The following is a 22,937-nucleotide window of genomic DNA, read 5'->3' as shown; positions in this document are numbered from 1 at the left end:
CTGGAGGTTTGCCGAGGTCAATGGCCGTCCCCGCCCACCGGCGATCCCGGCGATCCTGCGCCCGTGTGCCTTACCCCTCCAGTACCAGTTCGGGGAACCTGCGCGCCGTGTCCCGAATGGCGGAGGCGAGCCCCTCGAACGCGGAGGTCGCGCCCGAGCTTGCGCGCCAGACGAGCCCGATGGACCGGGAAAAGCGCCGCCCCCGGAACGGCCGAACCACGACGTCATTCGCCCGCCCTTCGATCTCGGAGCGGACATAGAGCGCGGGCAGGAAGGTAAGCCCCATGTCGAGCGCAACCATCTGCCGCAGGGCATCCAGCGACGTCCCCTCATACTCGCGGGACACGTGGGCGCCGGTTTCCATGCAGATTGCGCTGATCTGGTCATGGAGCGCGTAATTCGGCGACAGCGACAGGATCGTCTGGCCGGTAAGGTCGGGGCCATCGACGTTGTCAACGGCACTCAACGCGTGGTCGACGGGCATCGCGAGGCCAAGGGGTTCGCGGAACAGGCGCGCCACCGACAGGGTCGCGCCCGCCACGGGCAATTGCGTCAGGATCAGGTCGTGGACCCCGTCGTTCAACTCCCGCAGCAGATCGCGCGGCGCAGCCTCACGGATATAAAGGCGCAATTCGGGGTGGGATTTGTGCAGGTCCCCGACGACATGGGGCATCAGGTAGGGGCCGAGCGTCGTGGATGTGCCCATGCGCAACGTGCCCCCCAGCCCGGTCTGCAAGGTCGCGGTGAGGTCCAGGATGCCTTGACCCGCATCGAGCATGTCACGGGCGCGGCGGCAAATCTCGCGCCCCGCCTGCGTCAGGCGCACCGGCCCGCGCCCCCGTTCCACGAGCGTGAGGCCAAGGGATTCCTCCAGCGATTTGATCTGAACCGACAGGGACGGTTGCGAGATACCGCAGGCCTCTGCCGCTTCCCGGAAGTGCCGGGTGTCTTCCAACGCCACGAGATACCGCAACTGCCGCAACGTGAAGGGGAGGGAGCTTGTTTGCATGGCCAATAGTTTTTTCCAATGGAAACTTTAGATGTCCGTGACTCCAAACTATGCCGTCATCAGGCTAAATCAATTGCACCGAGAGATCGGATTGGATGCGCCTGCACGCGGTGGCATCCGATTGGGGGTTCGCGGGGCTGGAAAGTTGTCCCTTCCCAGTGCTCATACACGTCGCGAACGCCGCCCTTGGATGATGTGCTGTGGCTCCTGCCGTCAGCTGCAGCGCATCATCCGGGGTAACTCGGGTCTCCGCTTCCCTGTCCGGTGCGCTAGAGTGATAGTCATTAACTATCAAAAAACCTTCGCCCGTAGGATTGACCTATCAATAGGCTCAGCCTATCTCGCGTTTCACGATCACAGCAGGTTACAAGTCACGCTTTGTGCTGGACGTTCCCGTCCGTCGCGCCAAATAACGTGAAGACCGGCCAGTAAAGACACGACGCGCAGCAGCGATACGGCGCAATGATCCGAGGGACGACAAGACGTGGCACAGGGCGGCGAAGAAGTGCCACGGGTGGCAGGTGGGCCAGCGGGCTGGATTTCAGTCGCGATCCCGGCCATTCTGTTCGTCTGGTTCGCCCAGTTTCTTCCCGCCGTTGCCGCAGGTCAGACACCGCTGATCGGGATCGGCTGGGTTCCCTCCCTCGATATCCGGCTCGAAATGCTCATCGACGGATTGTCGCTGACCTTCGCGTTGCTCATCACCGGGATCGGTACGCTGGTGACGCTCTATTCCACCAGCTACCTGGGCAAGCACCCGGAATATCCGCGTTTCGTCTTGTATCTGATGGTTTTCATGGTCGGGATGCTGGGCCTTGTCCTGGCCGACAACCTGATCGCGCTCTTTGTGTTCTGGGAGGTCACGACGATCTCCTCCTACCTGTTGATCGGGTTCACGTCGGACAGCGCAAAATCGCGCCGCTCCGCCCTGCAGGCGCTGCTCCTGACCGGTACGGGTGGTCTGGCGCTTCTGGCGGGCATGATCCTTCTGGGATCGGCCGCGGGGACGTTTTCCCTGTCGGAGATCACCGCCCAAGGCGACGCGATCCGGAATCACGAATACTACACGCCAATCCTAATCCTGTTCCTTGCAGGCGCCTTCACGAAATCCGCCCAATTCCCGTTCCATTTCTGGTTGCCCAATGCCATGGCCGCACCCACGCCGGTCAGCGCCTACCTGCATTCGGCGACGATGGTGAAAGGCGGCGTCTACCTGATGGCGCGGATAAACCCGTCGCTTGGCGGCACCGATGCGTGGTTCTGGGCGCTGGTCATTGCGGGCGGCTTCACCACCGTCTTCGCCAGCATACTTGCCGTGCGCCAGACCGACATCAAACAGGTGCTGGCCTACACCACCTTGATGGCGCTAGGTGCGCTGACCCTGTTCATCGGGGCGGGCAGCAGCGATGCGATCCAGGCCGCGATGCTGTTCCTCGTGGTGCACTCGCTTTACAAGGCAGCGCTGTTCCTGATGATCGGGATTGTTGACCATGAGACCGGAACGCGGGAGGTTGCGGACCTGCGCGGCCTGGCCCGGAAGATGCCGGTGACTTTCCTGGCCGGGGCGCTGGCCGCAATTTCCATGGCAGGCATTCCGCCCTTCGTGGGCTTCATCGGTAAGGAGTTCCTCTACAAGGCAGGGCTGGAGATGGAGACCGCGTCGCTCTGGATCACGGGGACGATCTTTGCCGCATCCGTGCTGATGTTCGTCGCCGCCGGTATCGCCGTGGCTCGCCCGTTCCTTGGCCGCTTGCCGGATAGGTTCAAGGACGTCCACGAAGGCCCGCTGGTCATGTGGATCGGCCCCTTCCTTCTGGGTGCGCTGTCGCTGTTCTTCGGCATCTACGCCGACATTCCCGAATATTGGCTGGTCGCCCCGGCGACGGAGGCCGTCTATGGCGCCACCGTGGATGTCGACCTTTACCTCTTCAGAGAGGTGAACGAGGCATTCATCCTGTCGCTCATCACCTTTGCGGTCGGCTTCTTCGTCTATCTTGGCCATGCGCGGCTGCGGAACGTCCTGAGCCGGATCTTCGCGGCCAACCCGATCAAGTTCGACCCGGGCTGGGACCGCACGCTGGACGGCTTGAAGGCACTGGCAGGCTGGCAGACGCGGCACCTGCAATCGGGTGTACTGCAACGCTACATCTTCATCACATTCGCGACCTTCGCGGTCGGCATGGGCGTGACGCTCTACCTGCAGGATGTGCTGAATTTCCGGATCGACCTTGCCGCCGAACTTGACGGGTTGCTGTTCAAGCATTGGGCCGTTCTGGTTTTCATCATCGCCGGGGCATTCCTGACCGCCCTGACCTCCAGCCGGATGACGGCTGTCGCGGCTCTCGGCGTGGTCGGGATCGGCGTGGCGTTGATCTTCATCATGTTCTCCGCCCCCGACGTGGCCATCACGCAATTGCTGGTGGAGACTTTGGTGGTCGTACTGGTCGCCGTGGCCATGCTGAAACTCCCGCATCTTGGCATGCGGAACGGGGAGCATGCACGACCCCTCCACGCGATCCTTGCGATTGCGGTGGGCACGGTGACGACGCTAGTCCTCGTGGCGGTTCTGCAATCGGACCTTGACCTGCGGTTGACGCAATTCTTCAATGAGGCCGCCTATACCGAAGCGTTCGGGCGCAACATCGTGAACGTCATCCTCGTTGATTTCCGCGCACTCGACACGTTCGGAGAGATTGCGGTCGTCGTGGTCGCGGCCCTTGCGGCCTATGCCCTCCTGCGCGGCACGCGGTACGGCGCGATCCGGGACGAGGCCGGCGAACCGAAACCGGCGCCGAACCGTACGGAGGGGGGCGCCTAATGGTGAATTCGATCATCCTCAAGGCCGCGACCCGGCTTCTGACCGCGCTGCTGCTGTTGTTTTCCGTCTACATGCTTCTAAGGGGCCATAATCTTCCCGGTGGCGGGTTCATCGGCGGGCTGATCGGGTCCACGGGCTTCATCCTTTACGCCATTGCCCAGGGCGCGCAGGCCACGCGAGATGCGCTGAGGGCGGAGCCGCAGAATATCGCCATGGTCGGGCTAGGCATTGCGCTGGCCTCAGGCGTTTATGCCGTCTTCTTCAACGATGCCTTCTTCACCGGCCAATGGTGGTTCATCGGCGATTTCGCCTCCGGGGATTATATCCCCATCTCCTCCGTCCTGTTTTTCGACATCGGCGTTTACCTGGTCGTGTTCGGGTCGATCCTGACCCTCGTTCTGGCACTGGAGGAGGAGGTCTGATGGAATTGTTCGTTGCCATCATGGTCGGCGTCCTGGTCGCCACCGCCGTCCACCTGATGCTGGCCCGCAACGTGTTGCGGTTCATTTTCGGGCTGGTGCTGATTTCCAACGCGGCCAACCTGACGATTTTCGTCTCCGGTCGGCTCACGCCGCAGAACCCGCCCCTGATCGAAGGCGATGCCTATGTGGCCGCCGAAGGTGTGGCCAACGGCTTGCCGCAAGCACTTGTGCTGACGGCGATCGTGATCGGTTTCGGCCTGTTCGCGTTCGCGCTCACGCTGGTTTACCGCACATACCAGAACCTCGGCACGCTGAATTCCGATGAGATGCGGTTGGCCGAACCGGTGGATGATGCGGAGCCCGCCGCCACCTCCAAGACCTACATCGCTGCCCCGGCGCAGGGGACGGGGGCCAAACCATGAGTTGGATCCTCGCCGCGCCGATCATCATCCCGTTTGCCACGGCGGTCCTGGCATTCCTCTTCCGGCATGGGCCGGAGGGGCGTTGGCTGTCCGTCCTCGGCTCCGCGGCGCTCCTCGTCGCGTCTGCCGTCTTGATGGTGGAAGTCCTGCGCGAGGGGGTCGTGGCTGCGCAAATGGGCCAATGGGCCGCACCGTTCGGGATCACCCTCGTCGCTGATTTGCTGAGCGCCGTTATGGTCGTCATCACCGGCATTACCGGTCTTGCCGTGGCGATCTACGCCCTTTCGGATGTGGAGGAGCGCAAGGAACAGCTGGGCTACCACGCGCTCTATCAGGTGCTGCTTGCGGGCGTCTGTGGCGCGTTCCTGACCGGCGACCTCTTCAACCTTTACGTCTGGTTCGAGGTCATGCTGATCTCGTCCTTCGGGCTTCTGGTCATGGGCGGCAACCGGCAGCAGTTGGACGGCGGGATCAAGTACGTGACCCTGAACCTCGTCTCCACGATCATGTTTCTGACGGGCATCGGCCTGCTTTACGGGATGACCGGCACGCTCAACATGGCGGACCTGCATTCCGCGGTGCAGGAAGTTGAAAATCCCGGCCTGCTGGTGGCTGTGGCAGTGATGTTCATGATCGCTTTCGGGGTGAAGGCGGCGGTCTTCCCGCTCTTCTTCTGGCTCCCGGCAAGTTATCATGTGCCCGCGATTTCCGTCTCGGCCATCTTCGCTGGTCTGCTGACGAAAGTCGGTGTCTATTCGCTGATCCGCATGTTCACGCTCGTCTTCACCACGGACGTGGCCTACACCCACACGATCCTGCTGTGGGTCGCCGGGTTCACAATGGTGACGGGCGTTCTGGGTGCTGCGGCGATGAACGATTTCCGGCGCATCCTGTCGTTCCATATTGTCAGCCAGATCGGATACATGATCCTTGGCCTTGCGCTGTTCACGCCGTTGGCGATCGTCGGCGCGGTCTTCTACCTCGTCCACCATATCATCGTGAAAGCGAACCTGTTCCTTGTCGCCGGTGTGGCCCGGCGCATCGCGGGCTCGACGGAGTTGAGCCAGATCGGCGGCCTCTATAAGACCGCACCCTTTCTGGCGCTCCTGTTCCTGATCCCCGCCTTCAGCCTTGCCGGTTTCCCGCCACTTTCCGGCTTCTGGGCGAAATACGTGCTGGTCAAGGCGGCGCTCGATAATGGCAACTACATCATTGCGGGCGTGGCACTGGTGGTCGGGTTGCTCACGATCTATTCCATGACGAAAATCTGGGGCAACGCCTTCTGGAAGCCGCATCCGTCCGGGGTGCAGCCGCGCCTGTCGTCCCTTCCGGCGCGCGACCGCGCCGCCCTTCTGACCCCCATTGCGTCTTTGGCGATCCTGACATGCGTGATCGGCTTCTATCCGGAACCATTCGTGCAATTCGCCGAACGGTCCGCCGAGCAGCTTCTGAACCCCGAAAGCTACGTCGCGGCGGTGCTTGGGCCGGATGGTGGTGATCTTGCGGAGGTGCAGCCATGAATATCTTCGGCCTCAACATCGCACTCGCCGTGATCTGGGCGGCCCTGACAGGGGAGATCACGCTTCTCAACCTTCTTGTCGGCTTCGGCCTCGGCTCTGCCGCGTTGTTCGTGACGCGCCCGCTTTTTCCCGGTTGCGACAGCTATTTCACGCGGACCTTCAGCTGGATCACCCTCATCATCCGGTTCATCTGGGAATTGATCGTGTCCTCCCTGCAAGTGGTGTGGGACGTGCTGACCCCGCAGCAGAAATCGCGCCCCGGCATCGTGTCCGTGCCCCTTGATGTGGAGGGGGAGATGGCGGTGCTGGTCCTGACCAACTACATCTCGCTTACGCCCGGAACGCTGTCGCTGGACGTGACGGAGGATTGCAATACCCTCTATATCCACGCCATGTTCGCCGATGATCCCGGGGAGATCCGCCGCCAGATCAAGGAAGGCGTCGAAGCGCGTGTAAGGGAGGCCTTTGAATGAGCCCGATCCTGTCCCTCGCCGTCGACATCTCCTTCATCCTTGTGGTTCTGGGAGTTGTGGCCGGGTTCATCCGCCTGGTCAAAGGCCCGAGCCTGCCGGACCGTATCGTGGCGCTTGACATGATGACGGTCCTGATCGTCAGCTTCTGCGGCCTTTACGCTATCTTGTCAGGCGACACAGCGTTCGTTGACGTGGCGATCGTTCTGGCGCTGATCGGGTTTCTGGCGACCGTGGCGCTGGCACGCTTTGTCGACCGCCAGCAAAGGCGCAGCTCGACGCGCGCCGGAAGCGTTGCCCAGAAATCGGACACCCCACCGGAGAACGCGCCATGATCCTTGAATATGTCATGGCCGCGCTTGTCGTTCTGGGTGGGTTCTTCTGCTTCGTGGCGGGCCTTGGTGTCTTGCGCTTGCCCGACGTGCTGATCCGCATGCACGCCTCGACCAAGGCGGGCACACTTGGCGCCGGCCTGATCCTGATCGCTGCCGCCATCTTCTTTGGTGATACGGCGACGATCACGCGGGCGGTGGCGACCGTCGTGTTCTTGCTGATAACCGCGCCCGTGGCGGCGCACATGATCGGGCGCGCGGCGTTCCGGTCCGGTGTGCCATTGTGGAAGACAAAGATCGAAGAGGGCGCGCAGGAGAAGTTGAGCCGCTGAGCGGCGCGCCCCACGCTTGCGTCAGGTCTGGAGGAAGTCGTGACGTCCGTCTGTGCGGATAGCGCACGCTGTCAGCCGCCCCGTCCGCCACGCGCCGGTATCGGTCGAGATCCGCCCATCGGCGGCAAGCGGCGCATCGAGTTCCGTGTGGCCGTGGACTACCCAAGTGCCATCGCCCCGTGGTGCGGAGTCGAATTCCGGATGCCCCCACAGCATCACCCGGGCGGTCTGATCCTCCATATCGCGCCCCGGATCGGCCCCGGCATGGGTGACCCACACGTTCCCCGATGACCAGATAAGCGGCAGATTCTCCAGCCATTTCAGGCATCCCTTGGGCATTCGGCGACGCAGGGAATTGGCGGCCGCCGGGAAAGCGTCGAACTCCGCACCATCTTCCAGATCTGCCGTGGCGACCCCGAAACTCTGCAATGTTTCCGCCGCCCCGGCGCGCAGCCAGCGGGGGCCCCGGGTCGCCGGATCGTCCAGAAAATCAAGCATCATGCGTTCGTGATTGCCCATCAGGCAGATGACGTTGTCGGGAAAGCCTTCCTGAAGCTCCTGCATCCGCGCCAAAACCACGGCGGAATCCGGGCCGAGGTCGATGTAATCGCCCACGAAAACAAGCTTGGGGTTTTCCGCGGCCGTGCCGCCGATATGGGCGTCGATCAGCTCCAACATCAGTTCCAGAAGATCGGCGCGCCCGTGGATATCCCCAACCACGTACGTCGGTTGCGCCGGTTGCGGCACGTCCTGCGGCACCTGCGGAGATGCAGGCGACGGGCCCTCGGATTTACGCCCCAGCAGGGACCGCATTGACCTCAACATGGTGTAAGAGGTGCGCGTTTGAGGCCTGTTTTGCAAGGGGGCAAACCCTATTCCCGGGCGCGCAGAACCCGCGCAGGTCGCGCCGCCAGCGGACGCCAGGCGAAGGCGAGGCCGGCCAGCAGGGTGGCCAATGCCCCGCCCAGGACAATCGCGAGGGCCGAGAGCGGTTCAAAGCGGTACGTTGTTTCCATCACGAAAGTCATCACCGCCCATCCGCCAAGCGCGCCCATCGCAATCGCAACGATCCCCGCCGCCGCGCCCAGAAGGCCGGAGCGCAGGGCAAAACTGGCCAGGATGGTGCCGCGTGTCGCCCCAAGGGTCTTCAGCACCGCGGCCTCGAACACGCGGCTCCGCTCTCCCGCGGCGGCGGCCCCAATCAGGACGATGAAACCCGTCAGAAGCGTTGCCAGGGCAGCGTAGGAGGTGGCCGATGCGATCCCGCGCAATGCCTCCGCCACGCGATCAAGCGCATCGCGGACCCGGATTGCGGTTATGTTCGGAGCGTCGCCTGCCACGTCACGCAAGATCTGCGCCTCTGCCTCCGCCTCCGCGTACACGGTGGCGATATGGGTATGCGGCGCGCCGGCAAGGGCAGCCTCGTTCATGGTCACGATGAAGCCGATCCCTGCATTCTCGAACGACACATCCCGGAGCGCCGCGATCTCCGCCTCTATGTCGCGGCCGAGGATATTGATCGTGATGGTGTCGCCGACGAAAATCCCGATTTCCAACGCCTCTTCCGCCGCGAAGGCGACAAGGGGCGGACCGGCGTAATCGTCGGGCCACCAGGACCCAAGGACGATCTCTTCCTCCGGCGGGGCGGTGGACGTGTAGGTCACGCCCCGGTCGCCTTGCAGCACCCAGTGGTCGCCCGCGACGTCCTGCGCCCGTTGACCGTTGATCCGCGTGATGATCCCGCGCAGCATCGGGGCAGTTTCCACGCGGCTGACCTGATCGTCCCCCTCCACCCGCGCAAGGAACGGGGCGAGTTGGTCGGGCTGAATATCCACGAAAAAGAACGATGGCGCGACCTCCGGCAGATCCCGCTGGATGGCGGAGCGCAGGTTGGTGTCGATTTGACCGACCGCGGCCAGCACGGTCAGGCCAAGCCCGAGGGACAGGACGACCGACGCGGCCTCCTTGCCCGATCCGCCGACGGACCCCAGCGCGGTGCGCCAGATCGTCCGGCCCCGCACCCATCGCCCGCGCGACAGGCCGCGCGACACCGCACGGATCGCCCAGGCCGCACCCGCAAGGAGAAGAAGCGCCAGAAGCAGCCCGCCTGCCGTTCCCAAGGCCAGTCGCGGCGTACCTGAAAACCAAGTCGCCGCGCCCAGAAGGGTCAGAAAGGCGCCAAACGTCACAAGGATGTATCCGGCGGAGGGCCAGCCCTCCACCCCGCCCGCCGCGTCCCGGAACAAGGTCGCGGCGCGGACATGTTCCGTCTGAGCAAGGGGCCAGAGCGTGAAGATCAATGCGGTCAACACGCCGTAAAGGGCGGCTTCGGCCAAGGGCGCGGGATAGACGCCGATGGCCACAGGTACGGGCAGCTGAGCCTCGATCAATGGTCCGAACAGGATCGGGGCAACAGCGCCGAGGATCAGGCCAAGGGCGATACCCACGAGGGTCAGGGCCCCCACCTGCGCAAAATAGGCGGTGAAGATCACCCGCGCCTCCGCGCCCAGGGTTTTCAGCGTGGCGATCGTGGCGATTTTCCCGTCGAGATAGGCGCGCACGGCAGACGAAATCCCGACGCCGCCCACGGCCAGACCGGCAAGGCCGACCAAAACAAGGAACGCTCCGATCCGGTCTACGAATTCCGCCACGCCCGGCGCGCCGTTGCGGGCATCGCGCCACCGTGCGCCCGTATCCTCAAAGGCCAGCGCCTCTGCCTGCAAAGCGTCGAGGTTTGCGCCGTCCACAAACCCAAGGCGGTACTGGCTTTCGAACAAGGTGCCGGGTTCCAGAAGGCCTGATCCATCCAATCCCTCCAGCGATACAATGGTGCGCGGTCCCAGCCCGAAGCCGGACGAGGCACCGTCGGGTTCCTCGGTGAGGATCGCGCGCAACTCGAATTCCTGCGTGCCGAGGCGGAAGGTGTCGCCAACGGAAAGCGCCAGACGGTCGGCGAGCAATGGCGCCATCACCGCGCCGGGCAGGTCCCGCAATTCCAGCGCCTCGGCCATGCTCATCGGCGGGTCAAGACCGGCTTGACCGTAGATCGGCCACGCCGCATCCACACCGCGGACCTGGGTCAGGCCACGTTCCACCTCGTCCCGGTCGACCACGACCATGGAGCGGAAATCGACGGTTTCGGACACGACCTGCGCGATGCGCTCCATGAAGGCCCGCTCCTCGTCTGACGCGAAGCGATAGGTGAACGACATCTCCGCATCGCCGCCGAGGATGACCGCCCCCTCGCGGGCCAGACCCTCTTCGATGGAGACGCGAACCGAGCCGACCGCGGCGATGGCGGCGACCCCGAGGGCAAGGCAGGCGAGGAACACGCGAAATCCGCGCAGGCCGCCGCGTAATTCGCGTCGCGCGATGCGCAGGGCCACGTTCATTCGGCCGCGTCCCTCAATCCGGTGTCCAGCAACCCGTCGCGCAATCGCACCTCCCGGTCACATCGCGCGGCCAAACTGGGCGAATGGGTCACGAGGATCAGGGTCGCCCCGTGGCTTTCGCGCAAGTCCATCAACAAATCCATGATCTGTGCGCCGGTCGTTCCGTCGAGGTTGCCGGTTGGTTCATCGGCCAGAAGGATGTCGGGGCGTGGCGCAGCGGCGCGGGCAAGCGCCACGCGCTGTTGTTCACCGCCGGACATCTGGGACGGGTAATGGCCCATGCGATGACCAAGGCCCACGGAATCCAACTCCGCCGCTGCGCGGTCGAATGCGTCCGACGTACCCGCCAATTCCAGCGGCGTCGCGACATTCTCCAACGCTGTCATGGTGGGGATCAGGTGGAAGGATTGAAACACCACCCCCATATGATCCCTGCGAAACCGGGCCAACTGATCCTCGGTCATCGCGGACAAATCATGGTCAAGTGCCGTAACACGACCGCCCGTGGCGCGTTCCAACCCGCCCATCAACATGAGGAGAGACGACTTGCCGGACCCCGACGGCCCTGTCAGCGCCAGCGTCTCACCGCGTTGCACGTCCAGCGTGATCCCGTGCAGGATGTCGACACGGCCCGCATTTCCATCAAGCGACAGCTTGGCCTCCGTCAGGGAAAGGACCTGATCCATGTCTAAACGCCTTCGTTCACCTTGGTCCTTGGCATATGGGGCCGTCCGGGAAGCGGGCAAGGTGGCCGTCCTGATTTGCCTGCCCGCCATGGTTAACGCGCAGGAGGTCACGATAGCGGCGCTTGGCGACAGTCTCACTCAAGGCTACGGATTGGTGGCGGAAGACGGGTTCGTGCCACAGCTGCAGAATTGGTTGCAGGAGCGGGGCTACGACGTTCGGGTCATCAATGCAGGCGTCTCGGGCGATACGACGGCGGGCGGTCTGGCGCGGGTCGCATGGACGCTGACGGACGATGTGGATGGGATGATCGTGGCGCTGGGTGGCAACGATTTCCTGCGCGGGTTGCCGCCCGAATCCTCCCGCGCGAATCTGTCCGGTATCCTTGAGGCGGCGGATGGTGTGGAGGTTCTGTTGGTTGGCATGGAGGTGCCGGGCAATTACGGGCCGGACTACCAGCAGGCCTTCAACGAGATGTTCCCGCAATTGGCTGAGCAACATGACGTGCTTTACGTGGAGAGCTTTTTCGAGGGTCTTTTGGGCGATCCGGTCAGCGATCCCGGATCGCTTGCCGACCTGATGCAGCCCGATGGCATCCATCCCAACGCAAACGGTGTGATCCTGATCGTGGAGGCGCTTGGCCCCCGGGTCGAAGACCTGATCGCGCGGATCACGGCAGAATGATTGATGTCTTCGCCGCCCTGCATATCTGAGCCAGTGCAGCGGGCGGTGCGCGATCTGTCACCCATTGATCGAGGTCGGACAGGTTCCCGATCCGCACCGGTGCCACGCGCGCCAGCTTTCCCTGATCCGCCACGAGGATGGAGCTCCGCGCCTGACCCAAGATCGCGCGGCTGACCCGCACCTCGTCCGGATCGAAGTCGAGCACATCGCCTTCCGGATCAAGGGCGGAGGCCCCGATCACCGCGATGTCGACCTTGAATTGCCGGATCGTCTGGACCGCCATGTCGCCCACCAATCCGCCATCGGCGCGGCGCAGGCGACCGCCCGTGACGATCACTTCCGCACTTGGATGCCCCCCCATGATCTGGGCCACGTTCATGTTGTTGGTCACGACCATCAGGTTCGGCGTATCGCGCAGGGCGCGCGCGACGGCCTCTGTCGTTGTGCCGATGTTGAGGAACAGGGACGCGCCGGCCGGGATCAGGGCGGCGGCGGCTCTCGCGATCGCCTCCTTTGCGTCGGCATTCAGGCGGCGGCGATCCTCATACCCGATATTGGTGATGCCAGACGGCAGGGCCGCGCCGCCATGGGTCCGGTCCAGAACTCCGGCATCGCACAATTCCGTCAGGTCGCGGCGGATTGTCTGGACCGTCACGCCAAAGGATGCGGCAAGGCCATCCACTGTCACGCGACCCATGTCACGGGCAAGGGCAAGAATATCGGATTGGCGTGGGCTCAGGGGCATGGTGCTGCGTATAACGAAAAAAAACGAACATGAAAATTGACAAAGCGAACATGGAGTGAAAAGACCGATCCGACACCGGAAAGGGATCGAAATGGACGCGCCTTACGACCTGTTTGTGATTGGCGGCGGCATCAACGGCTGCGGCATCGCACGTGATGCGCAGGGTCGCGGCATGCGCGTGTGCCTGGCGGAAATGGGTGATCTGGCAGGCGCGACGTCGAGTGCGTCCACAAAGCTGTTCCACGGCGGATTGCGGTACCTGGAATATTTCGAATTCAAACTGGTCCGCCACGCGCTGGAGGAACGCGAAACACTTCTGCGCGCGATGCCCCATATCTCGTGGCCGATGCGGTTCGTCCTTCCGCTCAGCAAGGACATGCGCTTCGACAATACGACGCCGACCTCCCGCATCCTTGGCGCCGTGATGCCGTGGATGAAGGGACGCCGGCCGAATTGGCTGATCCGGCTGGGGCTGTTCCTTTACGACAATCTGGGTGGGCGAAGGATCCTGCCCGGCACCAAATCGGTGTCGCTGGACGGCACGGCGGAGGGCGCACCGCTCCTCGATAAATTCAACAAGGCGTATGAATATTCCGATTGCTGGGTTGAGGATTCGCGGCTCGTTGTCCTGAACGCCCGCGACGCGGAAGATCGCGGCGCGCGTATCATGGTGCGGACGGAAGTAAAGAGCGCGGAGCGGGACGGAGAACTTTGGCGGATCGAAACCGACGGAGAACGGGGGCCGCAGACGATCTACGCCCGCGCGCTGGTCAATGCCGGCGGCCCATGGGTCGCTGATGTCGTGCGCAACGTGGCGCGGCAGAATTCCAGTGAAGGCGTGCGGCTCGTGCGCGGCTCCCATATCGTGACGCGCCGCCTTTACGACCACGACAAATGCTATTTCTTCCAAGGCACCGACGGTCGCATCATCTTCGCCATCCCATACGAGACGGATTATACCCTGATCGGCACCACGGATGCCGAGCACCTGGACGACCCGCGCGCGGCGGAATGTACCCCGGAAGAGCGGGATTACCTGCTGGCTTTCGCCAACGAATACTTCAAGGAAAGCTTGAGCGTGGACGATGTGGTCTGGACCTATTCAGGGGTGCGACCGCTCTATGACGATGGGGCGAAATCCGCGACGGCAGCGACCCGCGACTACGTCTTGTCCCTCGACGACAAGGGCGCGCCGATGCTCAACGTCTTCGGCGGGAAGATCACCACGTATCGGGTGCTGGCCGAAGATGCGTGGGACAAGCTGGCGCGCTATTTCCCCGAAGCGAACGGTAAGTGGACGGCTGGGGTGGCGTTGCCCGGTGGCGATTTTCCCGTCGATGGGGTGGATGCCCTTATCCGCGAACTGAAATCTGCCTATCCCTTTCTGTCCGATCGGTGGGCCAGGCGATTGATCCGCGCCTATGGCACGCAGGCCAGCGACCTTCTGGGCCTTGCCAAATCAATCGACGATCTGGGCCGGGATTTCGGCGCGACCCTGACGGAGGCTGAGGTGCGCTGGCTCATGCACCGAGAATACGCCCGGCGGGCGGCGGACGTGGTTTGGCGGCGATCCAAGCTCGGACTCAAACTCGACGCGGACCAGATTGCAGCGTTGGACCGGTTCATGGCCGACACGCAGGCGGGCAGGGCGGCGTAAGGGTGGCTTGACCATCCTCCGCAAAACCGGCGATCAAGGCCAGACACGACAAGACGAAGGGCCGAGCATGACAAAATGGTATTATTCCGACGGGCAGGACAGGTTCGGCCCCGTGGACGCAGCCGAGATGGAGCGCCTGATCGAAAACGGCACGATCACGGCGACAACGCTTGTCTGGCGCGAAGGGCTGGACGGCTGGGTCGACGCATCGTCTGAATTCGCCTCTGCCGGCGGTGGGACGACGGCACCGCCGCCCATGCCGGCACAGGGACAGCCCGCCGGTGCCACCACGCCGATGACCGCGCGCACGGCGCCATCGGACGCCGGAGGGGATCTTGGCTCGGACGGGCTTTATGTCGGCGCCCCCTCGCGCTCCTTCGGGGAGGCGATCTCTGTCTGCTTTTCCAAATTCGTCACGTTCCAGGGCCGGGCAAGTCGATCTGAATACTGGTTCTTCGTCCTTTTCACTGTGCTCGTGGGCATCGTGACAAGCGTCATCGACCTGGCTGTCTTCCCGAATATGGTCGAGTTGTCGCCCCTCAACTCCGTCGCGAACCTGATCCTGTTTCTGCCCGGGCTCGCGGTGGCCATCCGGCGTCTGCATGACACGAACCGATCGGGGTGGTGGATCGGTGCATTCTACCTTGCCATGGTCGTATTCGGGGTGATTTTGGGCGCGTTGATCGCGGTCGATCCGGGCGTCGGTGAACCCGAAGGTATTATCGCCCTTTTCGGCCTCTTCGGCATCGGCGTGCTGGTCTACGCGATTGTGCTGATCGTCTTCCTCTGCACCAAGGGGACGCCCGGCCCCAACCGCTTCGGATAAGGACGCCGCACCATGACCCAGATCCTCGCCATCGACCAGGGCACGACATCAAGCCGAGCCATCGTCTTTGATGGCGATCTGCGGCCCAAGGCGAGCGCGCAGAAGGAATTCACGCAGTATTACCCGGCGTCGGGATGGGTGGAGCATGACCCGGATGAGATCTGGGATACGGTCGTGGAAACCTGCAAGGGCGCACTGGACAAGGGCGGCGCGGTGGCGGGGATCGGCATCACCAACCAACGCGAAACCGTCGTTCTTTGGGATCGGGAGAGTGGGGAGCCGGTTCACAACGCGATCGTCTGGCAGGATCGCCGCACGGCGGAGCTTTGCGCGCGCCTGAAGGCGGACGGGCACGAGGCGATGGTGCAGGAAAAGACCGGCCTGCTGCTTGACCCCTACTTCAGTGGCACCAAGCTGGCCTGGCTGCTTGACAATGTGGACGGCGTCCGCGCGCGGGCCGAGGCCGGGATACTGGCGTTCGGGACCATCGACAGCTTCCTGATCTGGCGGCTGACAAAGGGTGCGCGGCACGTCACCGACGCCACGAACGCCGCGCGCACGCTGCTCTACAACATCAGGGACGGGCGCTGGGACGACGATATCCTGTCGATGCTAAACATCCCCGAAGCGATCCTTCCCGACGTCCTCGACAGCGGCGCGGATTTCGGTGAGACGACCTTGTTCGGCGACGCGATCCCGATCCTCGGCGTTGCGGGCGATCAGCAGGCCGCGACCGTGGGCCAGGCCTGTTTCCAGCCGGGTATGTTGAAATCCACCTACGGCACGGGCTGCTTTGCGCTTTTGAACACGGGCGACACATTGGTCACGTCGCAAAACCGGATGCTGGGGACCATCGCCTATCAATTCGACGGCAAACCGACCTATGCGCTTGAAGGCTCCATTTTCATCGCGGGTGCCGTGGTTCAGTGGCTGCGCGACGGGCTCAAGATCATCGACGACGCACCGCAAAGCGCCCCCTTGGCCGAGGCCGCCGATCCGTCCCAATCGCTCTACCTCGTCCCGGCCTTCACGGGCCTTGGCGCACCGCATTGGGACCCGGACGCACGGGGTGCGATCTTCGGGCTGACGCGAAATTCCGGCCCGGCGGAGATTGCGCGGGCGGCGCTTGAATCGGTCGGTTTCCAGACCCGCGATCTGTTGGAGGCGATGCTCGCCGATTATTCCGCGGCTGAGACCGGCAATGTCCGGGTAGATGGCGGAATGACCGCGTCCGATTGGACGATGCAATTTCTCAGCGACATCCTCGGCGCGCCGGTCGATCGTCCCCATGTGCTTGAGACGACGGCGCTGGGTGCCGCGTGGATTGCCGGGCATCGGGCGGGGATTTATCCCGATCAGGACGGGTTCGCCGCGACATGGGCGTTGGAGAAGACCTTCGAGCCGCAGATGGACGAGGACACGCGGGCGGCACGTTATGCCGGGTGGAAGGATGCCGTGGCCCGCACGTTGAGCGACCATGGATAAGCGCGACACCCTGCGCATCGCCATCGGGCAACTCTGCTCCGCCCGGACGCAGGCGGAGAACCTTGCGATGGTAACGCCGCTTGTCTCCGATGCGAAAGGGCAGGGTGCAGAGATGCTGGCCCTGCCAGAAGTCGCAAGCATGATGAATGCCGACCGCAAGGCCGCGGACGCATTGGTCGTCGCGGCCGCCGACGATCCGTTCATCAACGGATGCAGGGAGCTGGCCGCGCGGCACGGCATCTGGATTCACACCGGGTCTACGCCGGTTCGCGCGCCCGATGGGCGCTTCTTCAACCGCTCCACTTTGATCGACGGCGGAGGCGATATCGTCACGGAATATGACAAGATCCACCTGTTCGACGTGAATATCGAAGGCAAGGTGGTATTCACTGAATCCAAGGCCTTTGCGCCGGGTGACGCCGCCGTCGTGGCCGAGACGCCCTGGGGCGGGCTTGGCCTTTCCATTTGCTACGATCTGCGGTTCCCGAAATTGTACAATGCCTTGGCCAGTCACGGTGCGCGGGTGCTGTTCATTCCCGCCGCGTTCACCGTCCCGACCGGAGAGGCCCATTGGCACGTCCTGATGCGCGCCCGCGCGATCGAAACCGGGTCCTTCGTGATTTCGCCCGCTCAATCTGGGCACCACGATGACGGGCGCACGACTTACGGGCATTCGCTGGCCGTCGACCCGTGGGGCACTGTGCTGGCAGATCTGGAAGCGGGCGCACCCAAGTTGCGCGTGGTCGAACTCGACCTGACCCGCGTTGCCAGCGCGCGCGCCCAGATCCCGGCGCTCGACAATGCCCGCGAAGTACCGTTGCGCCATAGCTGAAGGCCGGTGGCACATGTGGATCACGCCGCCCCGCGCGCGTCCTCCAGTATCATGTCGGATGCCTTCTCGCCGATCATGATCGCGGGCGCATTCGTATTGCCGGACACGATTTCCGGCATGATGGAGCAATCCGCCACCCGCAACCCATGAATGCCGTGCACCCGCAATCGCGCATCCACCACACTGTCCGGACCGCTGCCCATTTTGCATGTCCCCGTAGGGTGATAGATCGAGGCGGTGTTGTTGCGCGCCCAGTCCAGCGTCGCATCGTAATCCGCCATGTCGAGGCTGGGATTCGGACGGTATTCCTCAGAGATCTTGGAGGTCAGGGGCGCATGGCGCGCGATCGTTCGGGCGATGTTCACACCGGCCACGATCGTTCTGCAATCCGTGTCGGTCGACAGGTAATTCGGTATGATCTTCGGATAGTCGAGGGGCCGGGCGGAGTTGAGCCGGATTTCCCCGCGGCTTTCCGGGCGAAGCTGACAGACCGACATGGTGAATGCGGAAAACCTGTCCGCCCCCTTGCCCGGATTTTCCGCAGACAGGGGCTGCACGTGGAACTGTATGTCCGGCGTTTCCAGATCGTCGCGCGTGCGCATGAACCCGGTGGCAAGGCTTGCCGCCATGGTCATCGGACCGGACCGGAACATCAGGTATTTCAGACTGATGCGCGCCTGGCCAAGCAGGCTCGACACTTCATCGTTGAGCGTCGGCTCGTTGCATTTGTAGACAAGGCGCGCCTGAAGATGATCCTGCATGTTCTTGCCCACACCGGGACAATCGCGGATCACCTCGATCCCATGCTCCGCCAGCTGCTGCGCCTCTCCTATCCCGGACAGCATCAGAAGCTGCGGGGAATTGATCGCGCCGCCCGACAGGATGATTTCCCGCCCGGCTTTCACGACCTGCTGCGCACCGCCGCGATCTGTGTAGGTCACGCCGACGGCCCGGGTGCCGTCCAGCAAAATCCGTTCAACCTGAGCATGCGTGATGATCCGAAGGTTATCGCGATCCTTGATCGGCTTAAGATACGCCACCGCCGCAGAACAGCGCCGCCCGTTGCGGGAGGTCAGTTGGAAATAGCCCACCCCCTCCTGCTCGGCCCCGTTGTAGTCGGGATTGAACTTGTATCCCGCCGATTGCGCCGCCGCGACCCATGCATCCGTGATGGGGCGCTGAATGCGCATGTTTGACACCGAAAGCGGTCCCTGGTCGCCATGGAATTCGTCGGCCCCACGCTCGTTTCTCTCGGCCCGTTTGAAAAGGGGTAGCACGTCGTCCCAGCCCCAACCCGCATTGCCCATCTGGCGCCATCGGTCGTAGTCCTGGGGCTGCCCGCGCACGTAAAGTAGCCCGTTGAGCGAGGATGAGCCGCCGAGGACTTTCCCCCGCGGCCATTCGATGGATCGTCCGTTCAACCCGGGGTCGGGCTCGGTCTTGTAGCACCAGTCCACGGTGGGGTTGTGGATCGTCTTGAAATATCCGACCGGGATGTGGATCCATGGGTTCCAATCCCGACCGCCCGCTTCGAGGAGGATCACGGAATTGCGAGGGTCGGCGGAGAGGCGGTTGGCAAGGACGCAACCCGCCGATCCGGCCCCGATGATTACGTAATCCGCTGAAACTTCCGACATAATTCGGACCCTCTGCACTGATTTCCGGCACGCCGAAGTTTTTCCTTGCGCATGCGACCATAAGTTGAGCAAGATTGAGACCACAAGTATCAATTTTGCGCATTATTGGGAGGTAATGAAAAATGAAGGCTTCAAAAGTCCTCAATCAGATCTCGCGTCGGGACCTGATGAAATTGACCGGCACCTATGGCCTGTCTTCGGTGATGATGGGCGCGGCGACGCTGACAGGTGCGGTGACATTGCCGACGCTGGCACGCGCGGTTGAATCGACCTACGACCGTCGCCTCAGCACCCCGGCCCGCTATGAACTCAAGATGGGTGCTGCGGGCTTCAACCAGCGTAACCTCCTGATCGAGCGCGCCGGTGTGCTGGAATTCGCCCGTGACCTCGAGGAACGGACCGATGGCGAAATCCGCATGGAATTCATCGGCGACAACCAGATTTGCGGGCAGTTGAATTGCCTTGAGCGGGCGCAGCTTGGCGTGGTGGATTTTTACTCTGCCTCGACCCAGAACTCCGCCGGTTCCGCGCCGTATCTGAACGTTCTGGACTATGCCTACATGTTCCGCAGTCGCGCGGACCAATATCACTTCCTCTACAGCCCCGAATCCATGCGCCTTCTGCGCGAGCCGTTGGAAAGCCGCCATGGCGTGAAATTCCTGTTCAGCCACGCGGAATTGCGGGGCCTTCAGATGGGGGCATCCTTCGCGGATCGTCCGACGGTCACAACGCTGGAAGAGCTGTTTGGAACGCGCAACCGCGTGACCGGCACGCAGCTTGGCCGGATCGCTATGAACCTGATGAACCTCAACCCGACGCCCATCGCATGGGAAGAGACGCTCGATGGTCTGCGCCAGGGCCTCGTGGATGGTGCAGAGACCTGGGCCTCCGCCGTGGCCTACGCCAACATGAGCCCGGTGGTCAGCCAGTCGGTCGACCTGAAATTCTTCTGCGGCACCGAGCATACCGGCATGAACGCCGAATTGTTCGACAGCCTTGAAGGGCATCTTCAGGACGCGATCATGGAATCGTCCTACCTCACGCAGGTGCATGTGCAGGCCGCGAACGAAGCGGCGCTGGTCAACACCGTCGGCTTCACCGACCCGCCGATGCCCGGCACGATCTTTGCCGAGAACGACGTGCGGGTGGCGCGCCTTGGCGAGGATCAGATCCAGATCGCCCGCGAGATGTGCTCGCCCGAGTACAACCCCGAGCCCTGGGCCCAGTGGCGCGAGCGTCTCAACGGATGGGCCGGCGGCGCCGACACCTACCAGGAGATCTACGACATCGCGCGTCAGATCCCCGAGGATACGCTGGCCGAGAATGTGGAGCCCCGCCGCTGGTGGCGCGGCTGATCCGGGTTGCCGGATCGAACCTGACCTGATTGACGGCGGCCCCATGGCAGATGTGGGGCCGCCGCTTTCCCCTAAGGCACGTCCCCTCAAACGGCGGACGATTGCAGCGGGAACGGGGCGCTTTCTGAAAAGCCCGAAGACGCCGGGCCTTCCACAAATCGTTCCAGACGGGGCGCCAAAGACCCCCGAACATGATGCGTTTTCAGCCGCCGGGAGGGGCCGATGGGAGACTTATTCAGCGGTATCGGAGAGATACTTGCAGCCTTCGCCGCAAACGACAGCTGGCTGATCAGCGAAGCGTTGGAGCATGAGGCGGCGTGGGTCGTGGGATTGGCGATCCTGATGGTCGGCGGGTTCCTCATCATGGGCCTCTATCGGCTGTCGCCTTTCGTGGAGCGGCACCTTGAAGGCTACGTGATGGTGATTTCCTATCTGACGATTGGGGGCATCATCTTTTTCGGGGTGATCCAGCGGTTCGTGCCGGGGATGCTGGGTATGGATTTCTCCAATACGCCCAATTGGCTACGGCCTTGGCCCTGGACGACGACCCTGCCGCCGTTCCTGTTCCTGGTCATGACGTGGGTCGGGTGCAGCTACAACGTCAAGCTGCGCACCCATTTGGCCTTCAGCGAGTTTCGCACGAACCTGCCGCGCATTGGCCAGATCGTGATGCTGACGGTTGATGCGCTGCTCTGGATCGGCTTTTCGTGGGTGGTCATCGTCACCGGCAGCCGCGTCGTGGCCAATGCTGCCAACAACTTCCAGATCGTGCCGGGTACAAACGACCTGATGCAATGGTGGTTCATTCTCGCTGTCCCGATCTCCTTCATCTTCCTCGTCGCGCGGGTTCTGGAGAATTGGTTCGAGGATTTGCGGAACTACCGCTCGGGTGAGGAGATCATCAGCCAGGCCGTGATCGGAGGTGACACATGACCGACGGAACCCTCATCACGCTCCTGTCGCTTGGGGTGACATTCCTGTTCATGATGGGCGTGCCCGTCTTCCTGGTGATCGGCTACTGGGTCATCGGCATGTCCTTCGTTCTTGGTCTGCCGCTCGACAACATGGCCGCGGCCCTGTCGCGGGTGTTCACCGATGGCTTCGCGCTTTTGGCCATGCCGCTCTTCATCCTGACCGGCGACCTGATCAACCGATCCGGCATCGCGAGGCGATTGACCGACTACGCCTATGCCTGTCTTGGGTGGATTCGGGGCGGCCTTGCCATGGCAGCCCTCGGGGCCTGCGGCCTGTTCGCCGCGATCTCCGGCTCGAACTCCGCCACGACGGCCACGATCGGCTCCATGCTTCACCCGGAAATGGTGAAGGGTGGCTACGACGAACGCTTCTCGGCCGCGACGGCCGCGGCGGGCGGCACGGTGGGCATCATTATCCCGCCGTCGATCATCTTCATCGTCTACGGCTTCTTGATGAACCTTCCGATCTCCGACCTGTTCGTTGCGGGGATCATACCCGGCACCTTGATGGTCCTCGCCATGATGACCGCGTGCTTCCTCGTCTGCTTCCGCAACAAGTGGGGCTATATCATCGACCTCAACATCATCCGCATGATGAAGACCGGACTTGGCGCGTGGCTTGGCTTTTTCGCGATCGGCCTTGTGCTCTGGGGTATCTACACCGGCAAGTTCTCCCCCACCGAGGCGGCGGGCGTGACCGTCGGGTTCTGCGTGATCGTGGGCTTTCTGTGCCTGGCAATTACCAAGATCATCTCCATCCGCAATCCCGAATTTGCCACCCGCGAAGACCGTCCGGTGGACGAGCGGAGCTTCGGCGGGATGTTGGTGGTGAACGGGTTCGGCCCGTTGGAGCTTCCGTCGATCACCATGCGCTCGGCCCAGATCACCGGCATCCTTGCGCCGCTGATCGCCGTTTCGGTGGTGATGCAGCAGATCCTCTCGGTGCTTGGCGCGCAGGCTTTCCTGACGGAATTTGTGACGTCGATGGGCGGGTATTACGCGGTGTTGTTCACCGCGATGATCATCGTCTTCATCTCCGGGATGGTGCTGGAATCCCTGCCGGTGACGATCATCCTTGCGCCGATCCTGGCCCCCATCGCCCACGATATCGGGGTGGAGCCGGTGCAATTCGCCGTCATCTTCCTGGTGGGCGCGTCCATCGGTTTCATCACGCCGCCTTACGGCCTCAACCTCTATGTCGCGTCCGGGGTAACTGGGGTGCCATACTTCCGTTTGCTGCGCTATACGTGGCCGTACCTGATCGCATTGATCACGATCTGGATCATTGTGGCGCTGGTGCCGTCGCTCTCGACGATGCTGCTACCGGAAATCGGTTGATGG

At 63.0% G+C, this 22,937-nt stretch carries 21 protein-coding genes; 15 read left to right on the top strand and 6 right to left on the bottom strand.

Annotated elements, in window-relative coordinates:
• Positions 1–70 precede the first annotated feature (70 nt).
• Positions 71–1,009, bottom strand: a complete 939-nt coding sequence (locus tag KUW62_RS13880) for a hydrogen peroxide-inducible genes activator (protein ID WP_224816060.1) — start codon at positions 1,007–1,009, stop codon at positions 71–73.
• 484 nt (positions 1,010–1,493) lie between these two features.
• Here KUW62_RS13880 and KUW62_RS13875 point away from each other — a divergent pair, with 484 nt between their 5' ends.
• From KUW62_RS13875 to mnhG, 7 genes are read left to right on the top strand one after another with little or no spacing between them, the layout of a single operon-like run.
• On the top strand, positions 1,494–3,827 hold the full coding sequence (locus KUW62_RS13875) for a putative monovalent cation/H+ antiporter subunit A (protein WP_224816059.1): 2,334 nt from the start codon (positions 1,494–1,496) through the stop codon (positions 3,825–3,827).
• Entirely contained in the window at positions 3,827–4,249 is a 423-nt protein-coding gene (locus KUW62_RS13870) for a Na+/H+ antiporter subunit B (protein WP_224816058.1), read from the top strand. Before KUW62_RS13875 ends, KUW62_RS13870 begins: the two co-directional genes overlap by 1 nt.
• Positions 4,249–4,671, top strand: coding sequence for a Na+/H+ antiporter subunit C (locus tag KUW62_RS13865; protein WP_224816057.1), 423 nt, complete (start codon positions 4,249–4,251; stop codon positions 4,669–4,671). The genes KUW62_RS13870 and KUW62_RS13865 overlap by 1 nt, the downstream gene beginning before the upstream one ends.
• Positions 4,668–6,191: a Na+/H+ antiporter subunit D gene (locus tag KUW62_RS13860; RefSeq protein ID WP_224816056.1), complete on the top strand. Its 1,524-nt coding sequence runs from the start codon at positions 4,668–4,670 to the stop codon at positions 6,189–6,191. Before KUW62_RS13865 ends, KUW62_RS13860 begins: the two co-directional genes overlap by 4 nt.
• Complete coding sequence (locus KUW62_RS13855; protein ID WP_224816055.1) at positions 6,188–6,664, top strand: Na+/H+ antiporter subunit E; 477 nt, start codon at positions 6,188–6,190, stop codon at positions 6,662–6,664. Before KUW62_RS13860 ends, KUW62_RS13855 begins: the two co-directional genes overlap by 4 nt.
• Positions 6,661–6,996, top strand: coding sequence for a monovalent cation/H+ antiporter complex subunit F (locus KUW62_RS13850; protein ID WP_224816054.1), 336 nt, complete (start codon positions 6,661–6,663; stop codon positions 6,994–6,996). Before KUW62_RS13855 ends, KUW62_RS13850 begins: the two co-directional genes overlap by 4 nt.
• Positions 6,993–7,325, top strand: coding sequence for a monovalent cation/H(+) antiporter subunit G (mnhG, locus tag KUW62_RS13845; protein ID WP_224816053.1), 333 nt, complete (start codon positions 6,993–6,995; stop codon positions 7,323–7,325). The genes KUW62_RS13850 and mnhG overlap by 4 nt, the downstream gene beginning before the upstream one ends.
• 21 nt (positions 7,326–7,346) lie before the next feature.
• On the opposite strand, the gene KUW62_RS13840 is transcribed toward mnhG, so the two are convergent.
• The 3 genes from KUW62_RS13840 to KUW62_RS13830 are packed head-to-tail and all read right to left on the bottom strand — an operon-like array spanning position 7,347 to position 11,403.
• Positions 7,347–8,150, bottom strand: a complete 804-nt coding sequence (locus KUW62_RS13840; protein ID WP_224816052.1) for a metallophosphoesterase family protein — start codon at positions 8,148–8,150, stop codon at positions 7,347–7,349.
• Between the two features lie 47 nt (positions 8,151–8,197).
• Complete coding sequence (locus KUW62_RS13835; RefSeq protein ID WP_224816051.1) at positions 8,198–10,717, bottom strand: ABC transporter permease; 2,520 nt, start codon at positions 10,715–10,717, stop codon at positions 8,198–8,200.
• Entirely contained in the window at positions 10,714–11,403 is a 690-nt protein-coding gene (locus KUW62_RS13830) for an ABC transporter ATP-binding protein (RefSeq protein WP_224816050.1), read from the bottom strand. The genes KUW62_RS13835 and KUW62_RS13830 overlap by 4 nt, the downstream gene beginning before the upstream one ends.
• Here KUW62_RS13830 and KUW62_RS13825 point away from each other — a divergent pair.
• Complete coding sequence (locus KUW62_RS13825) at positions 11,402–12,085, top strand: arylesterase (RefSeq protein WP_370632895.1); 684 nt, start codon at positions 11,402–11,404, stop codon at positions 12,083–12,085. The genes KUW62_RS13830 and KUW62_RS13825 overlap by 2 nt on opposite strands.
• Here the strand turns inward: KUW62_RS13825 and KUW62_RS13820 are convergent.
• Positions 12,072–12,830, bottom strand: coding sequence for a DeoR/GlpR family DNA-binding transcription regulator (locus KUW62_RS13820; RefSeq protein WP_224816049.1), 759 nt, complete (start codon positions 12,828–12,830; stop codon positions 12,072–12,074). The two genes, KUW62_RS13825 and KUW62_RS13820, sit on opposite strands and share 14 nt — an antisense overlap.
• A 91-nt stretch (positions 12,831–12,921) precedes the next feature.
• Between KUW62_RS13820 and glpD the strand changes: the two genes are divergently transcribed.
• The 4 genes from glpD (at position 12,922) to KUW62_RS13800 (ending at position 17,630) form a co-directional block, all read left to right on the top strand.
• On the top strand, positions 12,922–14,487 hold the full coding sequence (gene glpD / locus KUW62_RS13815; protein WP_224816048.1) for a glycerol-3-phosphate dehydrogenase: 1,566 nt from the start codon (positions 12,922–12,924) through the stop codon (positions 14,485–14,487).
• Positions 14,488–14,554: 67 nt separating this feature from the next.
• Positions 14,555–15,313, top strand: a complete 759-nt coding sequence (locus tag KUW62_RS13810; RefSeq protein WP_224816047.1) for a DUF805 domain-containing protein — start codon at positions 14,555–14,557, stop codon at positions 15,311–15,313.
• Between the two features lie 12 nt (positions 15,314–15,325).
• Positions 15,326–16,798, top strand: a complete 1,473-nt coding sequence (gene glpK / locus KUW62_RS13805) for a glycerol kinase GlpK (protein WP_224816046.1) — start codon at positions 15,326–15,328, stop codon at positions 16,796–16,798.
• Positions 16,791–17,630, top strand: coding sequence for a carbon-nitrogen hydrolase family protein (locus KUW62_RS13800; RefSeq protein WP_224816045.1), 840 nt, complete (start codon positions 16,791–16,793; stop codon positions 17,628–17,630). Before glpK ends, KUW62_RS13800 begins: the two co-directional genes overlap by 8 nt.
• A 20-nt stretch (positions 17,631–17,650) precedes the next feature.
• On the opposite strand, the gene KUW62_RS13795 is transcribed toward KUW62_RS13800, so the two are convergent.
• Positions 17,651–19,267: a GMC family oxidoreductase gene (locus KUW62_RS13795; protein WP_224816044.1), complete on the bottom strand. Its 1,617-nt coding sequence runs from the start codon at positions 19,265–19,267 to the stop codon at positions 17,651–17,653.
• Positions 19,268–19,389: 122 nt separating this feature from the next.
• Between KUW62_RS13795 and KUW62_RS13790 the strand changes: the two genes are divergently transcribed.
• The 3 genes from KUW62_RS13790 (at position 19,390) to KUW62_RS13780 (ending at position 22,934) form a co-directional block, all read left to right on the top strand.
• Entirely contained in the window at positions 19,390–20,622 is a 1,233-nt protein-coding gene (locus KUW62_RS13790; RefSeq protein WP_224816043.1) for a TRAP transporter substrate-binding protein, read from the top strand.
• A gap of 222 nt (positions 20,623–20,844) precedes the next feature.
• Positions 20,845–21,555 (top strand): TRAP transporter small permease, encoded by a 711-nt coding sequence (locus tag KUW62_RS13785; RefSeq protein WP_224816042.1) that lies wholly within the window; start codon positions 20,845–20,847, stop codon positions 21,553–21,555.
• Positions 21,552–22,934 carry a TRAP transporter large permease gene (locus tag KUW62_RS13780; protein ID WP_224816041.1) on the top strand — a complete coding sequence of 461 codons (1,383 nt, stop codon included), beginning with the start codon at positions 21,552–21,554 and terminating at the stop codon, positions 22,932–22,934. Before KUW62_RS13785 ends, KUW62_RS13780 begins: the two co-directional genes overlap by 4 nt.
• Positions 22,935–22,937: the final 3 nt, after the last annotated feature.

This window comes from Hasllibacter sp. MH4015, assembly GCF_020177575.1.
In the GTDB taxonomy this organism is placed as follows: domain Bacteria; phylum Pseudomonadota; class Alphaproteobacteria; order Rhodobacterales; family Rhodobacteraceae; genus Gymnodinialimonas.
The sequence above is the reverse complement of the archived record's forward strand: the minus strand, read 5'-3'. Positions and strand labels throughout refer to the sequence as shown.

Excerpts from the sequence above, each read along its gene's own strand:
- KUW62_RS13880 (WP_224816060.1), bottom strand. The coding sequence starts at position 1,009 with ATGCAAACAAGCTCCCTCCCCTTCACGTTGCGGCAGTTGCGGTATCTC.
- KUW62_RS13870 (WP_224816058.1), top strand. The coding sequence starts at position 3,827 with ATGGTGAATTCGATCATCCTCAAGGCCGCGACCCGGCTTCTGACCGCG.
- KUW62_RS13865 (WP_224816057.1), top strand. The coding sequence starts at position 4,249 with ATGGAATTGTTCGTTGCCATCATGGTCGGCGTCCTGGTCGCCACCGCC.
- KUW62_RS13860 (WP_224816056.1), top strand. The coding sequence starts at position 4,668 with ATGAGTTGGATCCTCGCCGCGCCGATCATCATCCCGTTTGCCACGGCG.
- KUW62_RS13855 (WP_224816055.1), top strand. The coding sequence starts at position 6,188 with ATGAATATCTTCGGCCTCAACATCGCACTCGCCGTGATCTGGGCGGCC.
- KUW62_RS13850 (WP_224816054.1), top strand. The coding sequence starts at position 6,661 with ATGAGCCCGATCCTGTCCCTCGCCGTCGACATCTCCTTCATCCTTGTG.
- mnhG (WP_224816053.1), top strand. The coding sequence starts at position 6,993 with ATGATCCTTGAATATGTCATGGCCGCGCTTGTCGTTCTGGGTGGGTTC.
- KUW62_RS13840 (WP_224816052.1), bottom strand. The coding sequence starts at position 8,150 with ATGTTGAGGTCAATGCGGTCCCTGCTGGGGCGTAAATCCGAGGGCCCG.
- KUW62_RS13835 (WP_224816051.1), bottom strand. The coding sequence starts at position 10,717 with ATGAACGTGGCCCTGCGCATCGCGCGACGCGAATTACGCGGCGGCCTG.
- KUW62_RS13825 (WP_370632895.1), top strand. The coding sequence starts at position 11,402 with ATGTCTAAACGCCTTCGTTCACCTTGGTCCTTGGCATATGGGGCCGTC.
- KUW62_RS13830 (WP_224816050.1), bottom strand. The coding sequence starts at position 11,403 with ATGGATCAGGTCCTTTCCCTGACGGAGGCCAAGCTGTCGCTTGATGGA.
- KUW62_RS13820 (WP_224816049.1), bottom strand. The coding sequence starts at position 12,830 with ATGCCCCTGAGCCCACGCCAATCCGATATTCTTGCCCTTGCCCGTGAC.
- glpD (WP_224816048.1), top strand. The coding sequence starts at position 12,922 with ATGGACGCGCCTTACGACCTGTTTGTGATTGGCGGCGGCATCAACGGC.
- KUW62_RS13810 (WP_224816047.1), top strand. The coding sequence starts at position 14,555 with ATGACAAAATGGTATTATTCCGACGGGCAGGACAGGTTCGGCCCCGTG.
- glpK (WP_224816046.1), top strand. The coding sequence starts at position 15,326 with ATGACCCAGATCCTCGCCATCGACCAGGGCACGACATCAAGCCGAGCC.
- KUW62_RS13800 (WP_224816045.1), top strand. The coding sequence starts at position 16,791 with ATGGATAAGCGCGACACCCTGCGCATCGCCATCGGGCAACTCTGCTCC.
- KUW62_RS13795 (WP_224816044.1), bottom strand. The coding sequence starts at position 19,267 with ATGTCGGAAGTTTCAGCGGATTACGTAATCATCGGGGCCGGATCGGCG.
- KUW62_RS13790 (WP_224816043.1), top strand. The coding sequence starts at position 19,390 with ATGAAGGCTTCAAAAGTCCTCAATCAGATCTCGCGTCGGGACCTGATG.
- KUW62_RS13785 (WP_224816042.1), top strand. The coding sequence starts at position 20,845 with ATGGGAGACTTATTCAGCGGTATCGGAGAGATACTTGCAGCCTTCGCC.
- KUW62_RS13780 (WP_224816041.1), top strand. The coding sequence starts at position 21,552 with ATGACCGACGGAACCCTCATCACGCTCCTGTCGCTTGGGGTGACATTC.